Here is a 15,277-nt window from a genome sequence, read left to right on the forward strand (position 1 = left end):
GCCGCAGGCGCGTGGTGTGGGTGACACCTCGACCGCTGTGCAACCGACCCCGTGCTGAGAGACGATCAACCCATGCGGGTTGTGATCGCGGGGTCGTCGGGCTTGATCGGCACGAGTCTGGTCGCCGCGTTGCGCGGTGCGGAGCACGAGGTCCTGCGGTTGGTCCGGCGGCGGCCCGGCGCGCCGGACGAACGCGGCTGGGACCCGCCCGCCGGTCGGATCGACGCGGGCGCGCTGGACGGCGTGGACGCGGTGGTGAACCTGTGCGGCGCGGGTATCGCCGACAAGCGGTGGAGCGACGCGCGCAAGCAGGTGCTGCTGGACAGCCGCACGGTGCCGACCGAGGTGTTGGCCGCCGCCGTCGCCGAGCACGGTGTCCCCGTCCTGGTCAACGCCGGCGCCATCGGCTACTACGGCGACACGGGTGACGAGGTCGTCGACGAGTCGAGCCCGTCGGGCACCGGTTTCCTGGCCGACCTGTGCCGCCAGTGGGAGGCGGCCACCGCTGCCGCCGACGAGCACGCCCGCGTGGTCAGGCTGCGCACGGGCCTGATCATCAGCCCGTCCGGCGGCCTGTTCGGCAAGATCAAGCCGCTGTTCTCGTTCTTCCTCGGCGGACGCCTGGGCAACGGCCGCCAGTACATGCCGTGGATCTCGCTGGACGACGCCGTCTCGGCCATCCGGTTCGCGGTGGAGCGGGACGACATCGCCGGCCCGGTGAACGTCACCGCGCCCAGCCCTGTCACCAACGCCGAGTTCACCCGCACCATCGGCCACGCGCTGCACCGGCCGACGCCGTGGGTGGCGCCCGCGTTCGCGCTGAAGGCCGTGCTCGGCGACATCGCCGAGGAAGGGCTCCTCTCCGGTCAACGGGCGGTCCCCCGGGTCCTCGAACAGCACGGCTTCCAGTTCCTCCACCCCGCGCTCGGTGCCGCCGTGGCAGCGGCCGTCAACGGGTGATCGGCGCGCTGGTCGGCGTCGTGCTGGCGCTGGCCTCGGTGGTCCTCGGTGTCACGGTGCACCGGGAGGTGCCCGCGGTGGACCGGGAGCTGCACCAGGCCGCGCTGGACCTGGGCCCGACCTTCGTGGACACCGCGACGGTGGTGAGCCTGGTGCTCAGCCCCGGGCTGGCGACGATCGCGCTGCTGTCGCTGGTCCTGCGGGCTTTCCTGGCCCGTGATCCGCTGCCGGCGAAGGGCGCGGTCCTGCTCGCCGCCTGCTGGGCCACGCTGTTCGCCCGCCACGGCTACCAGCGGGTCCGTCCGGTCGACTTCCCGAAGTGGGCCTACCCGAGCGGGCACGTCACGGCGGTCACCGCGGTCGCCTTCACGGGCGTGGTGCTGTGCGGGTGGCTGGCCCGGCGGTACCTCAAGGCGGCCGTCGCGCTGGCCTGCACGGCGGTCCTGATCACGGCGGCGAGCCGGGTGGTGCTGGAGATGCACTGGTTCACCGACACGGTCGGCGCGATCCTGGGCGTGGTGGGGGTCGGGCTGGTCGTCGCCCACGCCCTGCGGCTGCTGCCGGTGGGCGTAGGGTCGAGACGTGAGCAGTCCTGACCTCTCCTGCCGCGCCTCGACGGACCCGATCGACGTGCGCGAGCTGGGCACCATCGACTACCTGGCCGCGTGGGACCTCCAGCGGGAACTGGCCGAGGCCCGCGCTGAAGGCGCGATCGGCGACACGTTGCTGCTGCTGGAGCACCCGCCGGTGTACACGTGCGGCCGGCGCACCGAGCCCGAGGAGCGCCCCGTCGGCGGCGACATCCCGGTCATCGACGTCGACCGCGGCGGCAAGATCACCTGGCACGGCCCCGGCCAGCTGGTCGGCTACCCGATCGTGGGGCTGGCCGAGCCGCTGGACGTGGTCAAGTACGTCCGCCGGCTGGAGCAGGCGCTGATCCACGTGTGCGACCAGCTCGGCGTGCACACCGGTCGGGTCGAGGGCCGCAGCGGCGTGTGGCTGCCGGCCGACGACAAGGCCGGTGAGCGCAAGATCGCGGCGATCGGCATCCGGGTGCAGCGCGGCGTCACCATGCACGGGTTCGAGATCAACTGCGACGCGGACCTCGGCGCGTTCGGCGACATCATCCCGTGCGGCATCCGGGACGCCGGTGTGGCTTCGCTGTCGCACGAGCTCGGCCGGACGGTCACCGTGGCCGAGGTGCTGCCGCTCGCCCTCCGCGCGGTCGTCGACGCGTTGAACGGCGACCTGCCGTTGACCGACCGCACCCTCGTCCGCGACGAGCCGGTGGCCGCGGGCGTCACGTTCGCGGTGCAGTCGGCTTGACCCGACCGACCCCCTGACAAGCACCACCTCCGCCTCTAGTATTCCGTAATTACGGACTACCAGAGGGGAGATTCGTCGTGCTCCTGACCCGACGACACCTGTTGCTCACCTGCGGGGTGGCCGGCACCGCCGCGCTGCTGCCAGTCCTGCCGGCCGGCGCCGCCCCGAGCCCCGACGCCGCCCGACCGGACGACTGGCCGGCGTGGTTCCGCGCCAACCCGCAGCACGTGGCCCTGGTGTTGGACGACGGTCGGGGCGGGCGGGTCTCCCACCGGGCGCACGAACGCCAACCGCTGGCGTCGGCGGTGAAGGTCGTGCACCTTGCCGCGTACGCGAAGGCCGTGGAGACCGGGCTGGTGCGGCCGGACGACAAGGTGCGCGTCCGCGAGTGGGAGCAGTACTACCTCGGCCTGGACGGCGGCGCGCACCAGGCGTCCCTGCGCCACCTCGGCATCCCGTTCTCCAACGGTGTCACGGCGGACGACCCCCACCGGCACGTCACGCTGGACGACCTGGTCGCGGTGATGATCCGCTTCAGCGACAACGCCGCCGCGGACTTCCTGCGGCACCGGCTGGGCGACGGGCTGGTCCACGCGACGGCGGCCCGGTGGCCGGTCCTGCAGGTCCCCGACGTGTTGGCCGAGGTGCTGCACCTCGTGCTCGGACGACGGGTGGACCCGCAGCGCTACCTGTGCGACCCGCGGTTGCAGCTGGAGGTGATCGGCAGGTTCCCGGACGTCCCGAAGACCTATGAGGGGCAACGACCCTGGGCACGCGGCACGTGGTCGGGCACGGCGGCGGGGCTCAACCGGGCGCACCGGGCGCTGACCGCCGTACCGACCGCCCGCGCGCACCTCGAACACGGGCACCTCGGACACGGGCACGAGCTGCCGCCGGGCGTGGCGGGGATCGGGTTCAAGGGCGGTTCGCTGCCGGGGGTCGTCACGGTCGGCTTCGGCGTGCGCTGGGCGGACGGGCGGGTGGGCAGCGCGGCGGTGTTGGTCAAGGAGGTCGACGAGCAGCGGTTCGGCACGTCCGGCGACCTCGTCGCGTCGGTGCTGAAAGCCCTGCTCGAGCCCGCTGTCCTGCGGCAGTTCCAGGCCAGCCTCTCGTAGGATGGCAGCGGTGGACCTGGTGCAGCGACTTGCCGAACTGGAACAGCGCGTGGCCGCTCTGGAGGGCGACGAGCGGGACACGGTCGTGCTGCCCGAACCCGACGCGGAGGACGGCGGCGGCGCGTTCGGCTACGGCGGCCGGGTGGCGCTCGGCGACGGGCGGGTCACGTGGCGGATCGACGTGACACCGGAGCACGCGCTGTCGTTGGCGGACCGGCCCCGGATCGAGGTGCTGTCCGCGTTGGCGCACCCCGTTCGGGTGGAGATCGTCCGCACGCTGCTCGCGCACGGCGGCCGGCCCGCGACGGCGTTGCAGGAGTCGGCCGGGCTCGGCTCCACCGGGCAGCTGTACCACCACCTGAAGGCGTTGACGGCCGCCGGCGTGGTGGAGCAGGACAAGCGCGGGAGCTACCGGCTGCGCACCGCGGCCACGATCCCCGTGCTCGTCCTGCTCACCGCCGCGTCGGACGTGGCCGGTCAGCTGCGCAGCTGAGGCGCGATCTCGGCCGCGACGAACTCCACGTGGTCCAGGTCGGCCAGGTCGAGGACCTGGAGGTAGACCCGGGTGATGCCGGTCTTCTCGCGCCACGTGCCGAGCCGGTCCACCACTTCCGCGGGCGTGCCCGTGAGGCCGTCGCGACGGAGTTCGTCCAGCTTGCGGCCCATGGCGGCGGCCCGGCGGGCGACCTCGGCGTCGTCCCGGCCGGCGCAGACCACGAGCACCGCGGAGCGGGTGATCCCCGCCGGGTCGCGGCCGATGTCCGCGCACGCCGCGTCGACCCGGGCGAGCAGGTCGACGGCGGTCTCCACGTCCACGAACGGCAGGTTGAACTCGTCCGCGAACTTCGCCGCGAGCACCGGGGTGCGCTTGCGCCCCTTGCCGCCGACGAGCACCGGGATGTCGTGCGCGGGCTTGGGCAGCGCGGGCGAGTTCGCCAGCCGGTAGTAGCGGCCCTCGAAGTCGTAGGTCTCGCCGACCGGGGTGCCCCACAGGCCGGTGACGATCTCCAGCTGCTCGGCGTACCGCTCGAAGCGCTCGACGGTGGCCGGGAAGGGCAGGCCGTAGGCGTTGTGCTCGGCCTCGAACCAGCCCGCGCCGAGGCCGAACTCGACCCGTCCGCCGGACATCTGGTCCACCTGCGCCACGCTGATGGCCAGCGGGCCGGGGTGGCGGAACGTCGCGGCGGTCATCAGCGTGCCGAGCCGGATGGTCCCGGTGTCGCGGGCCAGGCCGGCGAGGGTGATCCAGGCGTCGGTCGGCCCGGGGAGACCGGTGACGTCACCCATCTTGAGGTAGTGGTCGGAGCGGAAGAACGCGCCGTAACCCGCGGCCTCGGCGGTGCGCGCCACCGCCAGCAGGTCGTCGTAGGAGGCCCCTTGCTGGGGCTCGGTGAAGATGCGGAGTTCCACCGCGCTCACGCTAGTGGTGCGTGCGGTGGCGTCGCGATCCGAACGTCCGGCGCCCTCACCTACCGGCGGCGCGAACGGGACCGCTTCTCCTCCGGGGGCTCGGCGGCCGGGACGTCGCGCACGCGCAGGCCCTCGACCACCCGGATGATGGTGCGTTCCACCTCGGCGCTGGCCTTGCGCGGGTCGGACGCGCCGGCGATGGTGCTCGCGCCCGCCGACAGCGCGCCGAACAGGAGCCTGGTCATCGTCTCCACGGGCAGCTGCTCCAGCTCGCCGGACGTGACCAACACCTCGATCGTGGTGCGCAGGAGGCCGTAGCTGAAGTGCTCCTCGGCCTCGCGCCAGCGTTCCCAGCCCATCACCACCGGCGCCTCGTGGATCACGATCCGCTGGTAGGCGGGCTCCAGGCAGACCCGGACGTACGCGCGCAGGCCCGCCATCGCGGTCTCCCACGGGTCGCCGGGTGCGCTGACGATCTCGCCGAGCTTGCGCATGAACGTGTTCTCGACCGAGTCGAACGCGGCCTCGAACAGCGCCTGCTTGCCGCTGAAGTGGTGGTAGAGCGCGCCCTTGGTGAGCCGTGCCCGCTTGGCCACCTCGTCCAGCGAGGTGCCCGCGTACCCCCGTTTGGTGAACAGCTCGACGGCACTGTCCACGAGGGCCTGCCTCGTCGACTCCGAGTAGTCCAACCGCCTCGACCGCACTGTCACCACGTTCACAACCGTACGACATACCGACGGTACGTACCCGTGGTATGTTCGCCTCATCGGCCATACCGACGGTATGCCACAGACCTGAGGTATGAGGCCGGTCACCACGAGAGGAGGCGTGATCATGGGTTGGACCGATTTCTACCGACGTCGTGACGCTCTGGACGCCGTGCTCCGCACCGCGGCGGGGGACCCCGCGGCGCCCCTGACGTTCGACCGGGACCTGTTCGCCACCCAGGACGACCTGCTCCTCGCCCTGCACCACCGCTGGATGCAGCAGCTCACCGGGCGGCTGGGCACGGCGCTGGAGGACAGCGACGACCGCGTCGAGACCGTCACGCGCACGTGGCGCGTGCTGGCCGCCGAGCAGCCGGTGCTGCGCGCGGTGCTCGACGCGCACCTGACGGCCACCGAGGCGGTCGAGCGCGAACAGCGCCTGCTCGCGCTGACGGCGGGACTGGCGGAGCTGTCCGAGCCGAGCGCGGAGATCACCCGCGTCGGCGCGGCGTTCGCGAGCCTGATCCGCAGCGCCCCGGCCACCGTCGTGCCGGGCAGGCACCGCCGGCTCGCCAAGAGCGCCTGATCGCCTGTAGGTATTAGGCATGCCGAAATGGACTGCCCGGAAGTGGGATACCTCGGACATCCCCGACCAGAGCGGGCGAACCGTGCTGGTCACCGGGGCGAACTCGGGCCTCGGCCTGCGCACCGCCGAGGTGCTGGCAGGCCGGGGCGCGCACGTCGTGCTCGCCTGCCGGTCCGCCGAACGGGGACAGCGCGCGCTGGAGCAGGTGCTGGCCACCGGCGGCAAGGCCGAACTGGTGTCGCTGGACCTGGCCGACCTGTCGTCGGTCCGCGCGGCGGCGGCGCTGGTGCGGGAACGCACCGGTGACGCGCTGGACGTGCTGGTCAACAACGCCGGCCTGATGGCGGTGCCGCTCGGCCGCACCGCGGACGGGTTCGAGCGCCAGTTCGGCGTCAACCACCTCGGCCACGCCGCCCTGACGTGGCTGCTGATGCCCGCGCTGCGGACCCGGCCGGGCGCGCGCGTGGTCACCGTGTCGAGCCTGGTCCACCAGATGGGCCACCTCGACCTGGCCGACCCGAACTACGAGGTCCGCCGGTACACGGCGTGGGGCGCGTACGGGCAGTCGAAGTTGGCGAACCTGCTCTTCGCGCGCGAGCTGGACCGGCGCACCCGCGCCGCGGGCGTGGACGTGACGTCCGTCGCGGCCCACCCCGGCGTGTCCGCCACCGAGCTGAGCGCCAACACGGCCGCGGCCTACCGCAACCCGCTCTACCGGATCGGTCTCAAGATCGGCGACGTGTTCGCGCAGTCCGTCGAGGTCGGCGCGTTGCCGCAGCTCTACGCGGCGACCTCGCCGAAGGCCGAGCCCGGCGGCTACTACGGGCCGGACGGGTTCCGCGAGACCCGCGGCCACCCGGCGCCGGCGGCGTCCACCACGGCGGCACGGGACGAGCTCGCGGCGGCCCGGTTGTGGGACCTGACGGCCAAGCTCACGGGCGTGGCGCCCGACCCCTCGTGACGTAGGGTTGAAGCCGTGACCGTCGTACCTGAAGGTCGGAAGCTGCTGCGGCTGGAAGTCCGCAACAGCCAAACGCCCATCGAGAAGAAGCCCTCGTGGATCAAGACCAAGGCGAAGATGGGCCCCGAGTACCGGGAGCTCAAGGGCCTGGTCAAACGCGAGGGCCTCCACACGGTGTGCGAAGAGGCCGGTTGTCCCAACATCTACGAGTGCTGGGAAGACCGGGAGGCCACCTTCCTCATCGGTGGCGAGCAGTGCACCCGTCGCTGCGACTTCTGCCAGATCGACACCGGCAAGCCCGCCGACCTCGACCGCGATGAACCGCGTCGGGTGGCGGAGTCGGTGCAGGCCATGGGTCTGCGCTACTCGACCGTGACCGGCGTGGCGCGCGACGACCTGGAGGACGGCGGCGCGTGGCTCTACGCGGAGACCGTCCGGCAGATCCACGAGCTGAACCCGGGCACCGGCGTCGAGCTGCTGATCCCGGACTTCAACGCGGTGCCCGAGCAGCTGGACGAGGTGTTCTCGTCCCGGCCCGAGGTGCTGGCGCACAACCTGGAGACGGTGCCGCGCATCTTCAAGCGCATCCGGCCCGCGTTCCGCTACGAGCGGTCGCTGGAGGTCATCACCGCGGCCCGCGAGGCAGGCCTGGTGACGAAGTCCAACCTGATCCTGGGCATGGGCGAGACGCCGGACGAGGTCACCGAGGCGCTGAGCGACCTGTACGACGCGGGCTGCGAGATCATCACCATCACGCAGTACCTGCGGCCCTCGCCACGGCACCACCCGGTGGAGCGCTGGGTGAAGCCGGAGGAGTTCGTGACGCACAAGGAGACCGCCGAGGGCATCGGGTTCTCCGGTGTCATGGCCGGTCCCCTCGTCCGCTCGTCCTACCGCGCCGGGCGGCTGTACGCGCAGGCCGTGCAGAAGCGCGGTGACGTGCTGCCCGAGAACCTGGGGCACCTGCTCCAGGCCGGCGGCGCGGCGCAGGAGATCACCTCACTGCTGTCCGCCCGCTGAAGGTTCGCCGACCACCACGCCGTCCAGCGCCCGGACGTAATCAGCTCCGAACGCGCTGGACGGCGTGTGCGCGCCGGGCGCGGTGTCGCCGAGTCGTTCGACCGCTTTGACCACCGAGTCCGCGGTGAGGTCGTAGGCGTTCGGGCCGGTGAGCGCGAGCCGGACCCGGTTGCCCTCGTCGTCCCAGACCTCGCCGAACACCTCGCAGCGGGTCCTGGCCCTGGTGGGCCCGTCCGGTCCGCCGATGCGCTTGGCCACCGCCTTGCCCAGCCGCTGGCCCAGGCCGGTGCGCAGGAGCGGCGCGGTGAACGGCTGGAGCCTGCTCACCACACCGGGAAGCGTGGTGAAGGTGGTGACGTTCGGGATGCCGGTGGACCGGTAGGCGGTGCTCACGTCGCCCCACGGGATCGCGCCCACGTCACGGGGCCGGTCGCGGAAGTGGGCGGTGCGGCGACGGTGGCCGAGTGGCACGCCACGGATCTCGCCGTCCGCGCGGACCCGCCCGCCGCCGCCCGAACCCTCGACGGCCGTCCGGGCGGTACCCGCGCTGGCGCCGCCCTGGACCACGAACGCCAGGTCGAGGTGCGTGGCCGTGGGCAGCGCCCGGTGCAGCATGGCCGCGACGCAGTCGGTCGGGACGACGTCGAACCCGGCGCCGGGCAGCAGCACCACGCCGGCGTCCTTCGCCGCCTGGTCCTGCCGAGCCACCGCCTCGAACACGTCGATCTCGCCGGTGATGTCGACGTAGTGCGTCCGCGACGCGAGGCAGGCCGCCACCACCGGCCCCGAGGTCGCCGAGAACGGACCCGCGCAGTGGGCGACCGCGTTGACGTCCTCCAGCGCCGCGACGACGTCCGCGGGGTTGCCGAGGTCGAAGACCCGGTGTTCCAGGCCCAGCCGTTCGGCCAGGGCGCGCACCTTCACGGCATCGCGTCCGGCGAGCACCGGCCGCAGCCCGCGCCGGACCGCCAGTTCCGCGACGAGCGTGCCGGTGAACCCGTTGGCTCCGTAGACCATCCACGTCATGCGGTAGAAGCTACTCGTAGGTAGCTACGAGGACGACCGCCGCCGCGCCACGATGCTGCCGACGAGGAGCAGCACGCCCAGCACGGTGACGGGCGCGGCCCACACCAGCCGTTCCACGCGCAGCCGGCCGCAGATCTCGACGAAGGCGGCGCCCTCGGCCTCGACGGCGATCTCGTCGAACCCCATCCCCACGCTGTTGCCGCACGCGATCGGAACGCCCGACGGGGAGTCGGTGGCCAGCGGCAGCACCATGATCAGCAACCCGGCCAGGACGAACGCGGCACCGATCACCGCGGTGACCGCCCTGGGCGACATGCCCAGGAAGTTACGTCGTCCGTACCGCCGGGTATAGGGGGATGCCACCTGGGGGGACCTGGCCGGCATCCCCTAATGGCCCATCCGGCCCACCGGGGTCGAGCGGACGCCCTGGTGCGCCGAACGGTCCCGGCCCTGCCCGGAGCGATCATTCGCACCATTCACCGGACCGACAACCGGCGGTTCCGGCGCTCTCCTCCGGGCCCGCGGACGCCATTCCGGACATTCGACCGGACCGAGGTTACGGCCCATGCCGGTTTATCACTCGATCGAGTGACAGAGCACTGTGAGCACTTCCACCCGAATCGACCAATCCTCACCGCCTGCGCGCGCGAGCACGCCCGACCCGCGACATCACCGCACCTCATCGGCCCACACGGGACGCCCGGCCGCTGGGCTCAGGCAGCGGGCCGCTCGCCGAAAGTTCCACTCCGGGCCGACCGCGTCGCCCATTTGTGGGCCATTGTCGGACCACCCAAGACGAATCCTTCCGAATACGTATCCGCCCTGCGCAACCGAAGGAGTCCCTGGCCGCCGTGAACGCCATCCACGACATCGCCGAGCCGACCGCACCTCCGCGCCGGTCCACCGCGATCCGCACGCTGACCGTCGACGACCCGCTGCTTCCCGCCTTGGAACGCAGGCTGGCGGCGGCACTGGGCGGCAGCACCCCGCCCGGTCCGCTCGACCTCCGCTGGCCCGCCGCCGCAGTCGCGCGGGCCGGGGACACGGTCGCGTTCCGCACCAACGACGTCGGCGGCTACGGCCCGGTGCCGCTGAGCCCGGTGCTGGACATCAGGGTGATCACCGCCCGGTTCGCCCGCATCCCCGAGTTCGCGCGGACCGACGAGCTGAAGCAGGCGCGCCTGATCCCGTGCGCCGACAAGGACCGTGAAGAGCTCCTCACCGCCCCCATCCCGCTGGACCACTGGATCACCTTCGAGACCACGATCGACCGGCACAGGTACCGCCTCCGCGAAGGCCGCTGGCAGGAGATCACCCGAGAACGCGGCGCCACCTGACCGCCAGTGCGAACCGGTGAGGCCCACGAGCACCCAAACCCTCGCCATGCCCTCGCCATGCCTTCGTCATACCGAACCGCCGGGCGAGCCCACGGGCGGAGCCCGGTCCGGAGAACGTGAGGTCATCCGCAAGATCGACCGGCGAATCTCCCACCGGCCTCCGGCGCCGTGATCCGCCGGTACACCTCTGCGGCCTGTGGCGACCCGTGAAGCAGCGCCCGGCGACGTGAGGACGAGGGGCCGCGAGCCCCGACGGGGGTCCGGGGGCAGCGCCCGGCAACGCGAAGGCCAGGCGCGCGAGCCCCGACGGGTCCAGGGGCAGCGCCCGGCAACGCGAAGGCCAGGGGCGCGAGCCCCGGCGGGGGTTCAGGGGCAGTGCCCGGCAACGCGAGGGCCAGGGGTGCGAGCCCCGACGGGGTCCGGGAGCAACGCCCGGCAACCTGGAGGCCAGGCGCGCGAGCCCCGGCGGGGGTCCGGGGGCGGTGCCAGCCGGGCGAGGTCCGGGGGTTGCACCCCAGGGGACACAGTGGGCGCGGCAGGATTCGAACCTGCGACCGCTCGGGTGTAAACCGAGTGCTCTTCCGCTGAGCTACGCGCCCCGGAGCGCCGGTGTACCGGCGCCGGGAAAGTATCAGGCGAGCGCCGCCACGGCCTTCTTCCAAGCCTCCTGGTCACGGGGCTCACCAGGGTCGTTCATCTCGGCGTACCGCACAACGCCCGAAGTGTCGATCAGGAACGTGCCGCGGTTGGCCAGGCCCGCCTTCTCGTTGAACACGCCGTACGCCTGCGCCACCGCACCGTGCGGCCAGAAGTCCGACAGCAACGGGAACCGGTAGCCCTGTTCCGAGGCCCACGCCTTCAAGCTGAACGGCGTGTCCACGGACACACCGATGACCTGCACGTTCCCGTCCTCGTACGCGGCCAGTTCGTCGCGCACCTGGCACAGCTCGCCGGTGCAGGTCCCGCTGAACGCGAACGGGTAGAACACCAGCAGCACGTGCTTCGACCCGCGGAACGAGGAGAGCGTCACGGGTTGCCTGTTGAAGTCGTTGAGCGTGAAGTCAGGGGCCTCCGCACCGACCGCGACCATGCACACCCTCCACCCGAGCGACCCGGAGCAACCCGAAGAACGGGCTCCACCCGATCGGGGAGCCCGCCATCGAGCCTAGGGCATGGCGGTGCGCGCTTCGACCAGGCGTACGCCCGGCGGTCGGCGCTTCGTCGGCTAGCGCTTCGTCTTGGCCGACTTCGGCGAGACGAGCCTGGTCGCAGACCAGTCACCGCTCACGGTGATGTTGGAGGTCTGGGCGAGCCCCGCGGTGGACACCGCCTCGGCGATGTCACTCGGCTCGACGTGACCGTCCCGCCCCGTCTTGGGCGTCAACACCCAGATCACGCCGTCGTCGGCCAGGGACGTGGTGGCGTTGATCAGGGCATCGGCGAGGTCGCCGTCGTCCTCGCGCCACCACAGCAGGACGACGTCCATCACCTCGTCGGAGTCCTCATCGAGCAGATCACCGCCCACCCGCTCCTCGATCGCGGCGCGCAGGTCGTCGTCGACGTCCTCGTCCCAGCCGATCTCCTGGACCACGTTGCCCGGTTCGATCCCGAGCCTGTCGGCGACACCGATCTTGCCGGCGTCTTCCGCGGCGACCACGGCTTCCACTCCTCCAAGTACACAAGAGCGGCAGTCGGGTACGACTGCCGCGCGATGTCACTACCAGTCGCGGCTAGCGAACACTGTCAGCCCTGCCACGCGCAACCGTAACGGCCAAGACACGCCGCATCGGGTACCCCAGGGTGCGGTCCCCCGACCGGATGAGGCAGGCTGCACATACCTCCTATTCGCGCGCGCGAGAGACACGATCCAGAACTACTCACCGGTAGCGGTGACGGGAACGTGTGTGTCGGGCAACGATGGAGTCAGAAGACACCGGAACGAGGAGATCCCTTGGCCCCGCAGAACACCCCCGAGCGGGTGCGCGTCATCCGTGACGGTCTGGCCGCCCACCTCCCGGACATCGATCCGGAGGAGACCGCGGAGTGGCTGGAGTCGTTCGACGCCGCGCTCAAGGGCGGCGGGCAGCAGCGTGCCCGTTACCTGATGCTGCGCCTGCTCGAACGGGCCAGGGAGAGCCACGTCGGCGTTCCTTCGCTGACCAGCACGGATTACGTGAACACCATCCCCACCGAACGGGAGCCGTGGTTCCCGGGCGACGAGGAGGTCGAACGCCGCTACCGCGCCTGGGTCCGCTGGAACGCGGCGATGACCGTGCACCGCGCGCAACGCCCCGGCGTCGGCGTCGGCGGGCACATCTCGACCTACGCCTCGTCGGCGAGCCTGTACGAGGTCGGCTTCAACCACTTCTTCCGGGGCAAGGACCACCCCGGCGGCGGTGACCACGTGTTCATCCAGGGTCACGCCTCCCCCGGCGTGTACGCCCGCGCCTTCCTCGAAGGCCGGCTGTCCGCCGAGCAGCTGGACGGCTTCCGCCAGGAGTTCTCGCACGCCGGACCGGGCGGCGGCCTGCCGTCGTACCCGCACCCCCGGTTGATGCCGGACTTCTGGGAGTTCCCCACCGTGTCCATGGGCCTCGGCCCGATGAACGCGATCTACCAGGCGCGGTTCAACCGCTACCTGCACGACCGCGGTATCAAGGACACGTCCGACCAGCACGTCTGGGCGTTCCTCGGCGACGGCGAGATGGACGAGCCGGAGTCGCGCGGCCTGCTCCAGGTCGCCGCGAACGAGCAGCTGGACAACCTGACCTTCGTGGTCAACTGCAACCTCCAGCGCCTCGACGGCCCGGTCCGCGGCAACGGCAAGATCATCCAGGAGCTCGAGGCGTTCTTCCGCGGTGCGGGCTGGAACGTCATCAAGGTCATCTGGGGCCGTGAGTGGGACTCCCTGCTGCACGCCGACCGCGACGGCGCGCTGGTCAACCTGATGAACACCACGCCGGACGGCGACTACCAGACGTACAAGGCCAACGACGGCGCGTATGTCAAGGAGCACTTCTTCGGGCGCGACCCGCGCACGAAGGAGCTCGTCTCGCCGATGTCGGACGACGAGGTGTGGAACCTCAAGCGCGGCGGCCACGACTACCGCAAGGTGTACGCGGCGTACAAGGCGTCGGTGGAGCACCACGGCCAGCCGACGGTCATCCTCGCCAAGACCATCAAGGGCTACGGCCTGGGCCCGCACTTCGCGGCGCGCAACGCCACGCACCAGATGAAGAAGATGACCCACGAGGACCTCAAGAACTTCCGGGACAGCCTGCGCATCCCGATCGAGGACAAGGACCTCGACCCGTACCTGCCGCCGTACTACCACCCCGGCAAGGACTCCCCGGAGATCCAGTACCTGCTGGAGCGGCGCAAGCAGCTCGGCGGGTTCGTGCCGGAGCGGCGGACCAAGTCCAAGGCGCTGGTGCTGCCGGGCGACAAGGTCTACGACGTGATCAAGCGGGGCTCGGGCAAGCAGGAGGTCGCCACCACGATGGCGTTCGTCCGGCTGGTCCGCGACCTGGCCAAGGACCCGGAGATCGGCGCCCGCATCGTGCCGATCATCCCGGACGAGGCGCGCACGTTCGGCATGGACTCGATGTTCCCGGCGCAGAAGATCTACAACCCGAACGGGCAGATGTACACCTCCGTGGACGCCCAGCTCATGCTGGCGTACAAGGAGAGCGAGCAGGGTCAGATCCTGCACGAGGGCATCAACGAGGCCGGTTCGACGGCGTCGTTCACCGCCGCCGGCACGTCGTACGCGACGCACGGCGAGCCGATGATCCCGATCTACATCTTCTACTCGATGTTCGGGTTCCAGCGCACCGGCGACGGCCTGTGGGCGGCGGCGGACCAGATGGCGCGCGGCTTCGTGCTGGGCGCCACGGCGGGCCGGACCACGCTGACGGGTGAAGGCCTCCAGCACGCGGACGGCCACTCGCTGCTGCTGGCGCACACCAACCCGGCGGTCGTGGCGTACGACCCGGCGTGGTCGTTCGAGGTGGCGCACATCGTCAAGGACGGCCTGCGGCGGATGTACGGCGAGAACGCCGAGAACATCTTCTACTACATGACCGTCTACAACGAGCCGTACCAGCAGCCGGCCGAGCCGGCGGACCTGGACGTCGAGGGCCTGCTCAAGGGCCTGTACCGGTACCAGTTGGCGCCGGCGCAGAGCGGTCCGAGGGCACAGCTGCTCGGCTCGGGCGTCGGCCTGCCGTGGGCGATCAAGGCGCAGCGGATGCTGGCCGAGGAGTGGGGCGTGCAGGCCGACGTGTGGTCGGCGACGTCGTACTCGGAGCTGCGCCGCGAGGCGGTCGAGGTCGACCGCCACAACCTGCTGCACCCCGACCAGGAGCCCCGTGTGCCGTACGTCACGCAGGTGCTGGCGGACGCGGCCGGCCCGGTGGTGGCGGTGTCCGACTGGATGAGCGCCGTGCCGGACCTGATCCGGCCGTACGTGCCGACGGACATGACCACGCTGGGCACCGACGGGTTCGGGTTCTCCGACACCCGTCCCGCGGCGCGGCGGCACTTCCTGGTCGACGCCGAGTCGGTCGTGGTGGCCACGCTGGCCGCGTTGGCCAAGCGCGGTGAGATTCAGCAGTCGCTGGTCGTGCAGGCGGCCAAGAAGTACAAGCTCGACGACGTGAACGCGGCGGGCCCGTCCACCTCGGACGCCGGCCTGGCCTGATCGACAAACCCGGTCCGGGGGCGGTTCCGCTTGGCGGGACCGCCCCCGGTTCGTTTCCGCAGTAGTGCGGTCGATCTGGGCGATGTCGCGAGTGACCGTGCGGAATGTGATCCACCCCATACACTTG

General features: G+C 71.4%; 16 protein-coding genes and 1 tRNA gene. 10 read left to right on the forward strand and 7 right to left on the reverse strand.

Going from position 1 to position 15,277, the window contains the following annotated elements; genetic code table 11:
• Positions 1–72: 72 nt before the first annotated feature.
• The 5 genes from OQ02_RS06000 (at position 73) to OQ02_RS06020 (ending at position 3,894) form a co-directional block, all read left to right on the forward strand.
• Entirely contained in the window at positions 73–960 is an 888-nt protein-coding gene (locus tag OQ02_RS06000) for a TIGR01777 family oxidoreductase (protein WP_033437242.1), read from the forward strand.
• The gene (locus OQ02_RS06005; RefSeq protein WP_033437243.1) at positions 957–1,556 is read left to right on the forward strand and encodes a phosphatase PAP2 family protein; all 600 of its coding nucleotides are present in this window, start codon (positions 957–959) and stop codon (positions 1,554–1,556) included. The genes OQ02_RS06000 and OQ02_RS06005 overlap by 4 nt, the downstream gene beginning before the upstream one ends.
• Positions 1,543–2,286, forward strand: coding sequence for a lipoyl(octanoyl) transferase LipB (lipB, locus tag OQ02_RS06010; protein ID WP_033437244.1), 744 nt, complete (start codon positions 1,543–1,545; stop codon positions 2,284–2,286). Before OQ02_RS06005 ends, lipB begins: the two co-directional genes overlap by 14 nt.
• Positions 2,287–2,363: 77 nt before the next feature.
• Positions 2,364–3,401, forward strand: coding sequence for a serine hydrolase (locus tag OQ02_RS06015; RefSeq protein WP_081915418.1), 1,038 nt, complete (start codon positions 2,364–2,366; stop codon positions 3,399–3,401).
• A gap of 1 nt (position 3,402) precedes the next feature.
• On the forward strand, positions 3,403–3,894 hold the full coding sequence (locus tag OQ02_RS06020) for an ArsR/SmtB family transcription factor (RefSeq protein ID WP_033437245.1): 492 nt from the start codon (positions 3,403–3,405) through the stop codon (positions 3,892–3,894).
• Here the strand turns inward: OQ02_RS06020 and OQ02_RS06025 are convergent.
• Together OQ02_RS06025 and OQ02_RS06030 are read right to left on the reverse strand one after the other, a co-directional pair.
• Positions 3,879–4,811: an LLM class F420-dependent oxidoreductase gene (locus tag OQ02_RS06025; protein ID WP_033437436.1), complete on the reverse strand. Its 933-nt coding sequence runs from the start codon at positions 4,809–4,811 to the stop codon at positions 3,879–3,881. The two genes, OQ02_RS06020 and OQ02_RS06025, sit on opposite strands and share 16 nt — an antisense overlap.
• A gap of 59 nt (positions 4,812–4,870) precedes the next feature.
• Positions 4,871–5,515, reverse strand: a complete 645-nt coding sequence (locus OQ02_RS06030) for a TetR/AcrR family transcriptional regulator (protein WP_033437437.1) — start codon at positions 5,513–5,515, stop codon at positions 4,871–4,873.
• A gap of 130 nt (positions 5,516–5,645) precedes the next feature.
• Here OQ02_RS06030 and OQ02_RS06035 point away from each other — a divergent pair, with 130 nt between their 5' ends.
• From OQ02_RS06035 to lipA, 3 genes are read left to right on the forward strand one after another with little or no spacing between them, the layout of a single operon-like run.
• Positions 5,646–6,104 carry a hypothetical protein gene (locus OQ02_RS06035; RefSeq protein WP_033437438.1) on the forward strand — a complete coding sequence of 153 codons (459 nt, stop codon included), beginning with the start codon at positions 5,646–5,648 and terminating at the stop codon, positions 6,102–6,104.
• A gap of 19 nt (positions 6,105–6,123) precedes the next feature.
• Positions 6,124–7,065 (forward strand): oxidoreductase, encoded by a 942-nt coding sequence (locus tag OQ02_RS06040; RefSeq protein WP_033437246.1) that lies wholly within the window; start codon positions 6,124–6,126, stop codon positions 7,063–7,065.
• A 15-nt stretch (positions 7,066–7,080) separates the two neighbouring features.
• A complete protein-coding gene (lipA, locus tag OQ02_RS06045; protein WP_033437247.1) occupies positions 7,081–8,085 on the forward strand; it encodes a lipoyl synthase in 1,005 nt (334 codons plus the stop codon).
• Here the strand turns inward: lipA and OQ02_RS06050 are convergent.
• Together OQ02_RS06050 and OQ02_RS06055 are read right to left on the reverse strand one after the other, a co-directional pair.
• Positions 8,065–9,111 carry a saccharopine dehydrogenase family protein gene (locus tag OQ02_RS06050; protein WP_033437248.1) on the reverse strand — a complete coding sequence of 349 codons (1,047 nt, stop codon included), beginning with the start codon at positions 9,109–9,111 and terminating at the stop codon, positions 8,065–8,067. The two genes, lipA and OQ02_RS06050, sit on opposite strands and share 21 nt — an antisense overlap.
• Before the next feature lie 24 nt (positions 9,112–9,135).
• Entirely contained in the window at positions 9,136–9,426 is a 291-nt protein-coding gene (locus OQ02_RS06055) for a hypothetical protein (protein ID WP_033437249.1), read from the reverse strand.
• Positions 9,427–9,881: 455 nt separating this feature from the next.
• Between OQ02_RS06055 and OQ02_RS06060 the strand changes: the two genes are divergently transcribed.
• Positions 9,882–10,448 (forward strand): TIGR04141 family sporadically distributed protein, encoded by a 567-nt coding sequence (locus tag OQ02_RS06060; protein WP_331281522.1) that lies wholly within the window; start codon positions 9,882–9,884, stop codon positions 10,446–10,448.
• Between the two features lie 527 nt (positions 10,449–10,975).
• Here OQ02_RS06060 and OQ02_RS06065 read toward each other — a convergent pair.
• The 3 genes from OQ02_RS06065 to OQ02_RS06075 all read right to left on the reverse strand — a co-directional run bounded on the left by OQ02_RS06065 (position 10,976) and on the right by OQ02_RS06075 (position 12,105).
• Positions 10,976–11,047 (reverse strand) — tRNA-Val (locus OQ02_RS06065).
• Positions 11,048–11,079: 32 nt separating this feature from the next.
• Positions 11,080–11,538 (reverse strand): peroxiredoxin, encoded by a 459-nt coding sequence (locus OQ02_RS06070; RefSeq protein ID WP_033437251.1) that lies wholly within the window; start codon positions 11,536–11,538, stop codon positions 11,080–11,082.
• Between the two features lie 135 nt (positions 11,539–11,673).
• Positions 11,674–12,105 carry a DUF3052 domain-containing protein gene (locus OQ02_RS06075; RefSeq protein ID WP_033437439.1) on the reverse strand — a complete coding sequence of 144 codons (432 nt, stop codon included), beginning with the start codon at positions 12,103–12,105 and terminating at the stop codon, positions 11,674–11,676.
• A 294-nt stretch (positions 12,106–12,399) separates the two neighbouring features.
• Here OQ02_RS06075 and aceE point away from each other — a divergent pair, with 294 nt between their 5' ends.
• The gene (gene aceE, locus OQ02_RS06080; protein WP_033437252.1) at positions 12,400–15,150 is read left to right on the forward strand and encodes a pyruvate dehydrogenase (acetyl-transferring), homodimeric type; all 2,751 of its coding nucleotides are present in this window, start codon (positions 12,400–12,402) and stop codon (positions 15,148–15,150) included.
• Positions 15,151–15,277: the final 127 nt, after the last annotated feature.

This window comes from Saccharothrix sp. NRRL B-16314, assembly GCF_000716595.1.
In the GTDB taxonomy this organism is placed as follows: Bacteria; Actinomycetota; Actinomycetes; order Mycobacteriales; family Pseudonocardiaceae; genus Actinosynnema.

Excerpts from the sequence above, each read along its gene's own strand:
- OQ02_RS06000 (WP_033437242.1), top strand. The coding sequence starts at position 73 with ATGCGGGTTGTGATCGCGGGGTCGTCGGGCTTGATCGGCACGAGTCTG.
- OQ02_RS06020 (WP_033437245.1), top strand. The coding sequence starts at position 3,403 with ATGGCAGCGGTGGACCTGGTGCAGCGACTTGCCGAACTGGAACAGCGC.
- OQ02_RS06035 (WP_033437438.1), top strand. The coding sequence starts at position 5,646 with ATGGGTTGGACCGATTTCTACCGACGTCGTGACGCTCTGGACGCCGTG.
- OQ02_RS06040 (WP_033437246.1), top strand. The coding sequence starts at position 6,124 with ATGCCGAAATGGACTGCCCGGAAGTGGGATACCTCGGACATCCCCGAC.
- OQ02_RS06050 (WP_033437248.1), bottom strand. The coding sequence starts at position 9,111 with ATGACGTGGATGGTCTACGGAGCCAACGGGTTCACCGGCACGCTCGTC.
- OQ02_RS06055 (WP_033437249.1), bottom strand. The coding sequence starts at position 9,426 with ATGTCGCCCAGGGCGGTCACCGCGGTGATCGGTGCCGCGTTCGTCCTG.
- OQ02_RS06070 (WP_033437251.1), bottom strand. The coding sequence starts at position 11,538 with ATGGTCGCGGTCGGTGCGGAGGCCCCTGACTTCACGCTCAACGACTTC.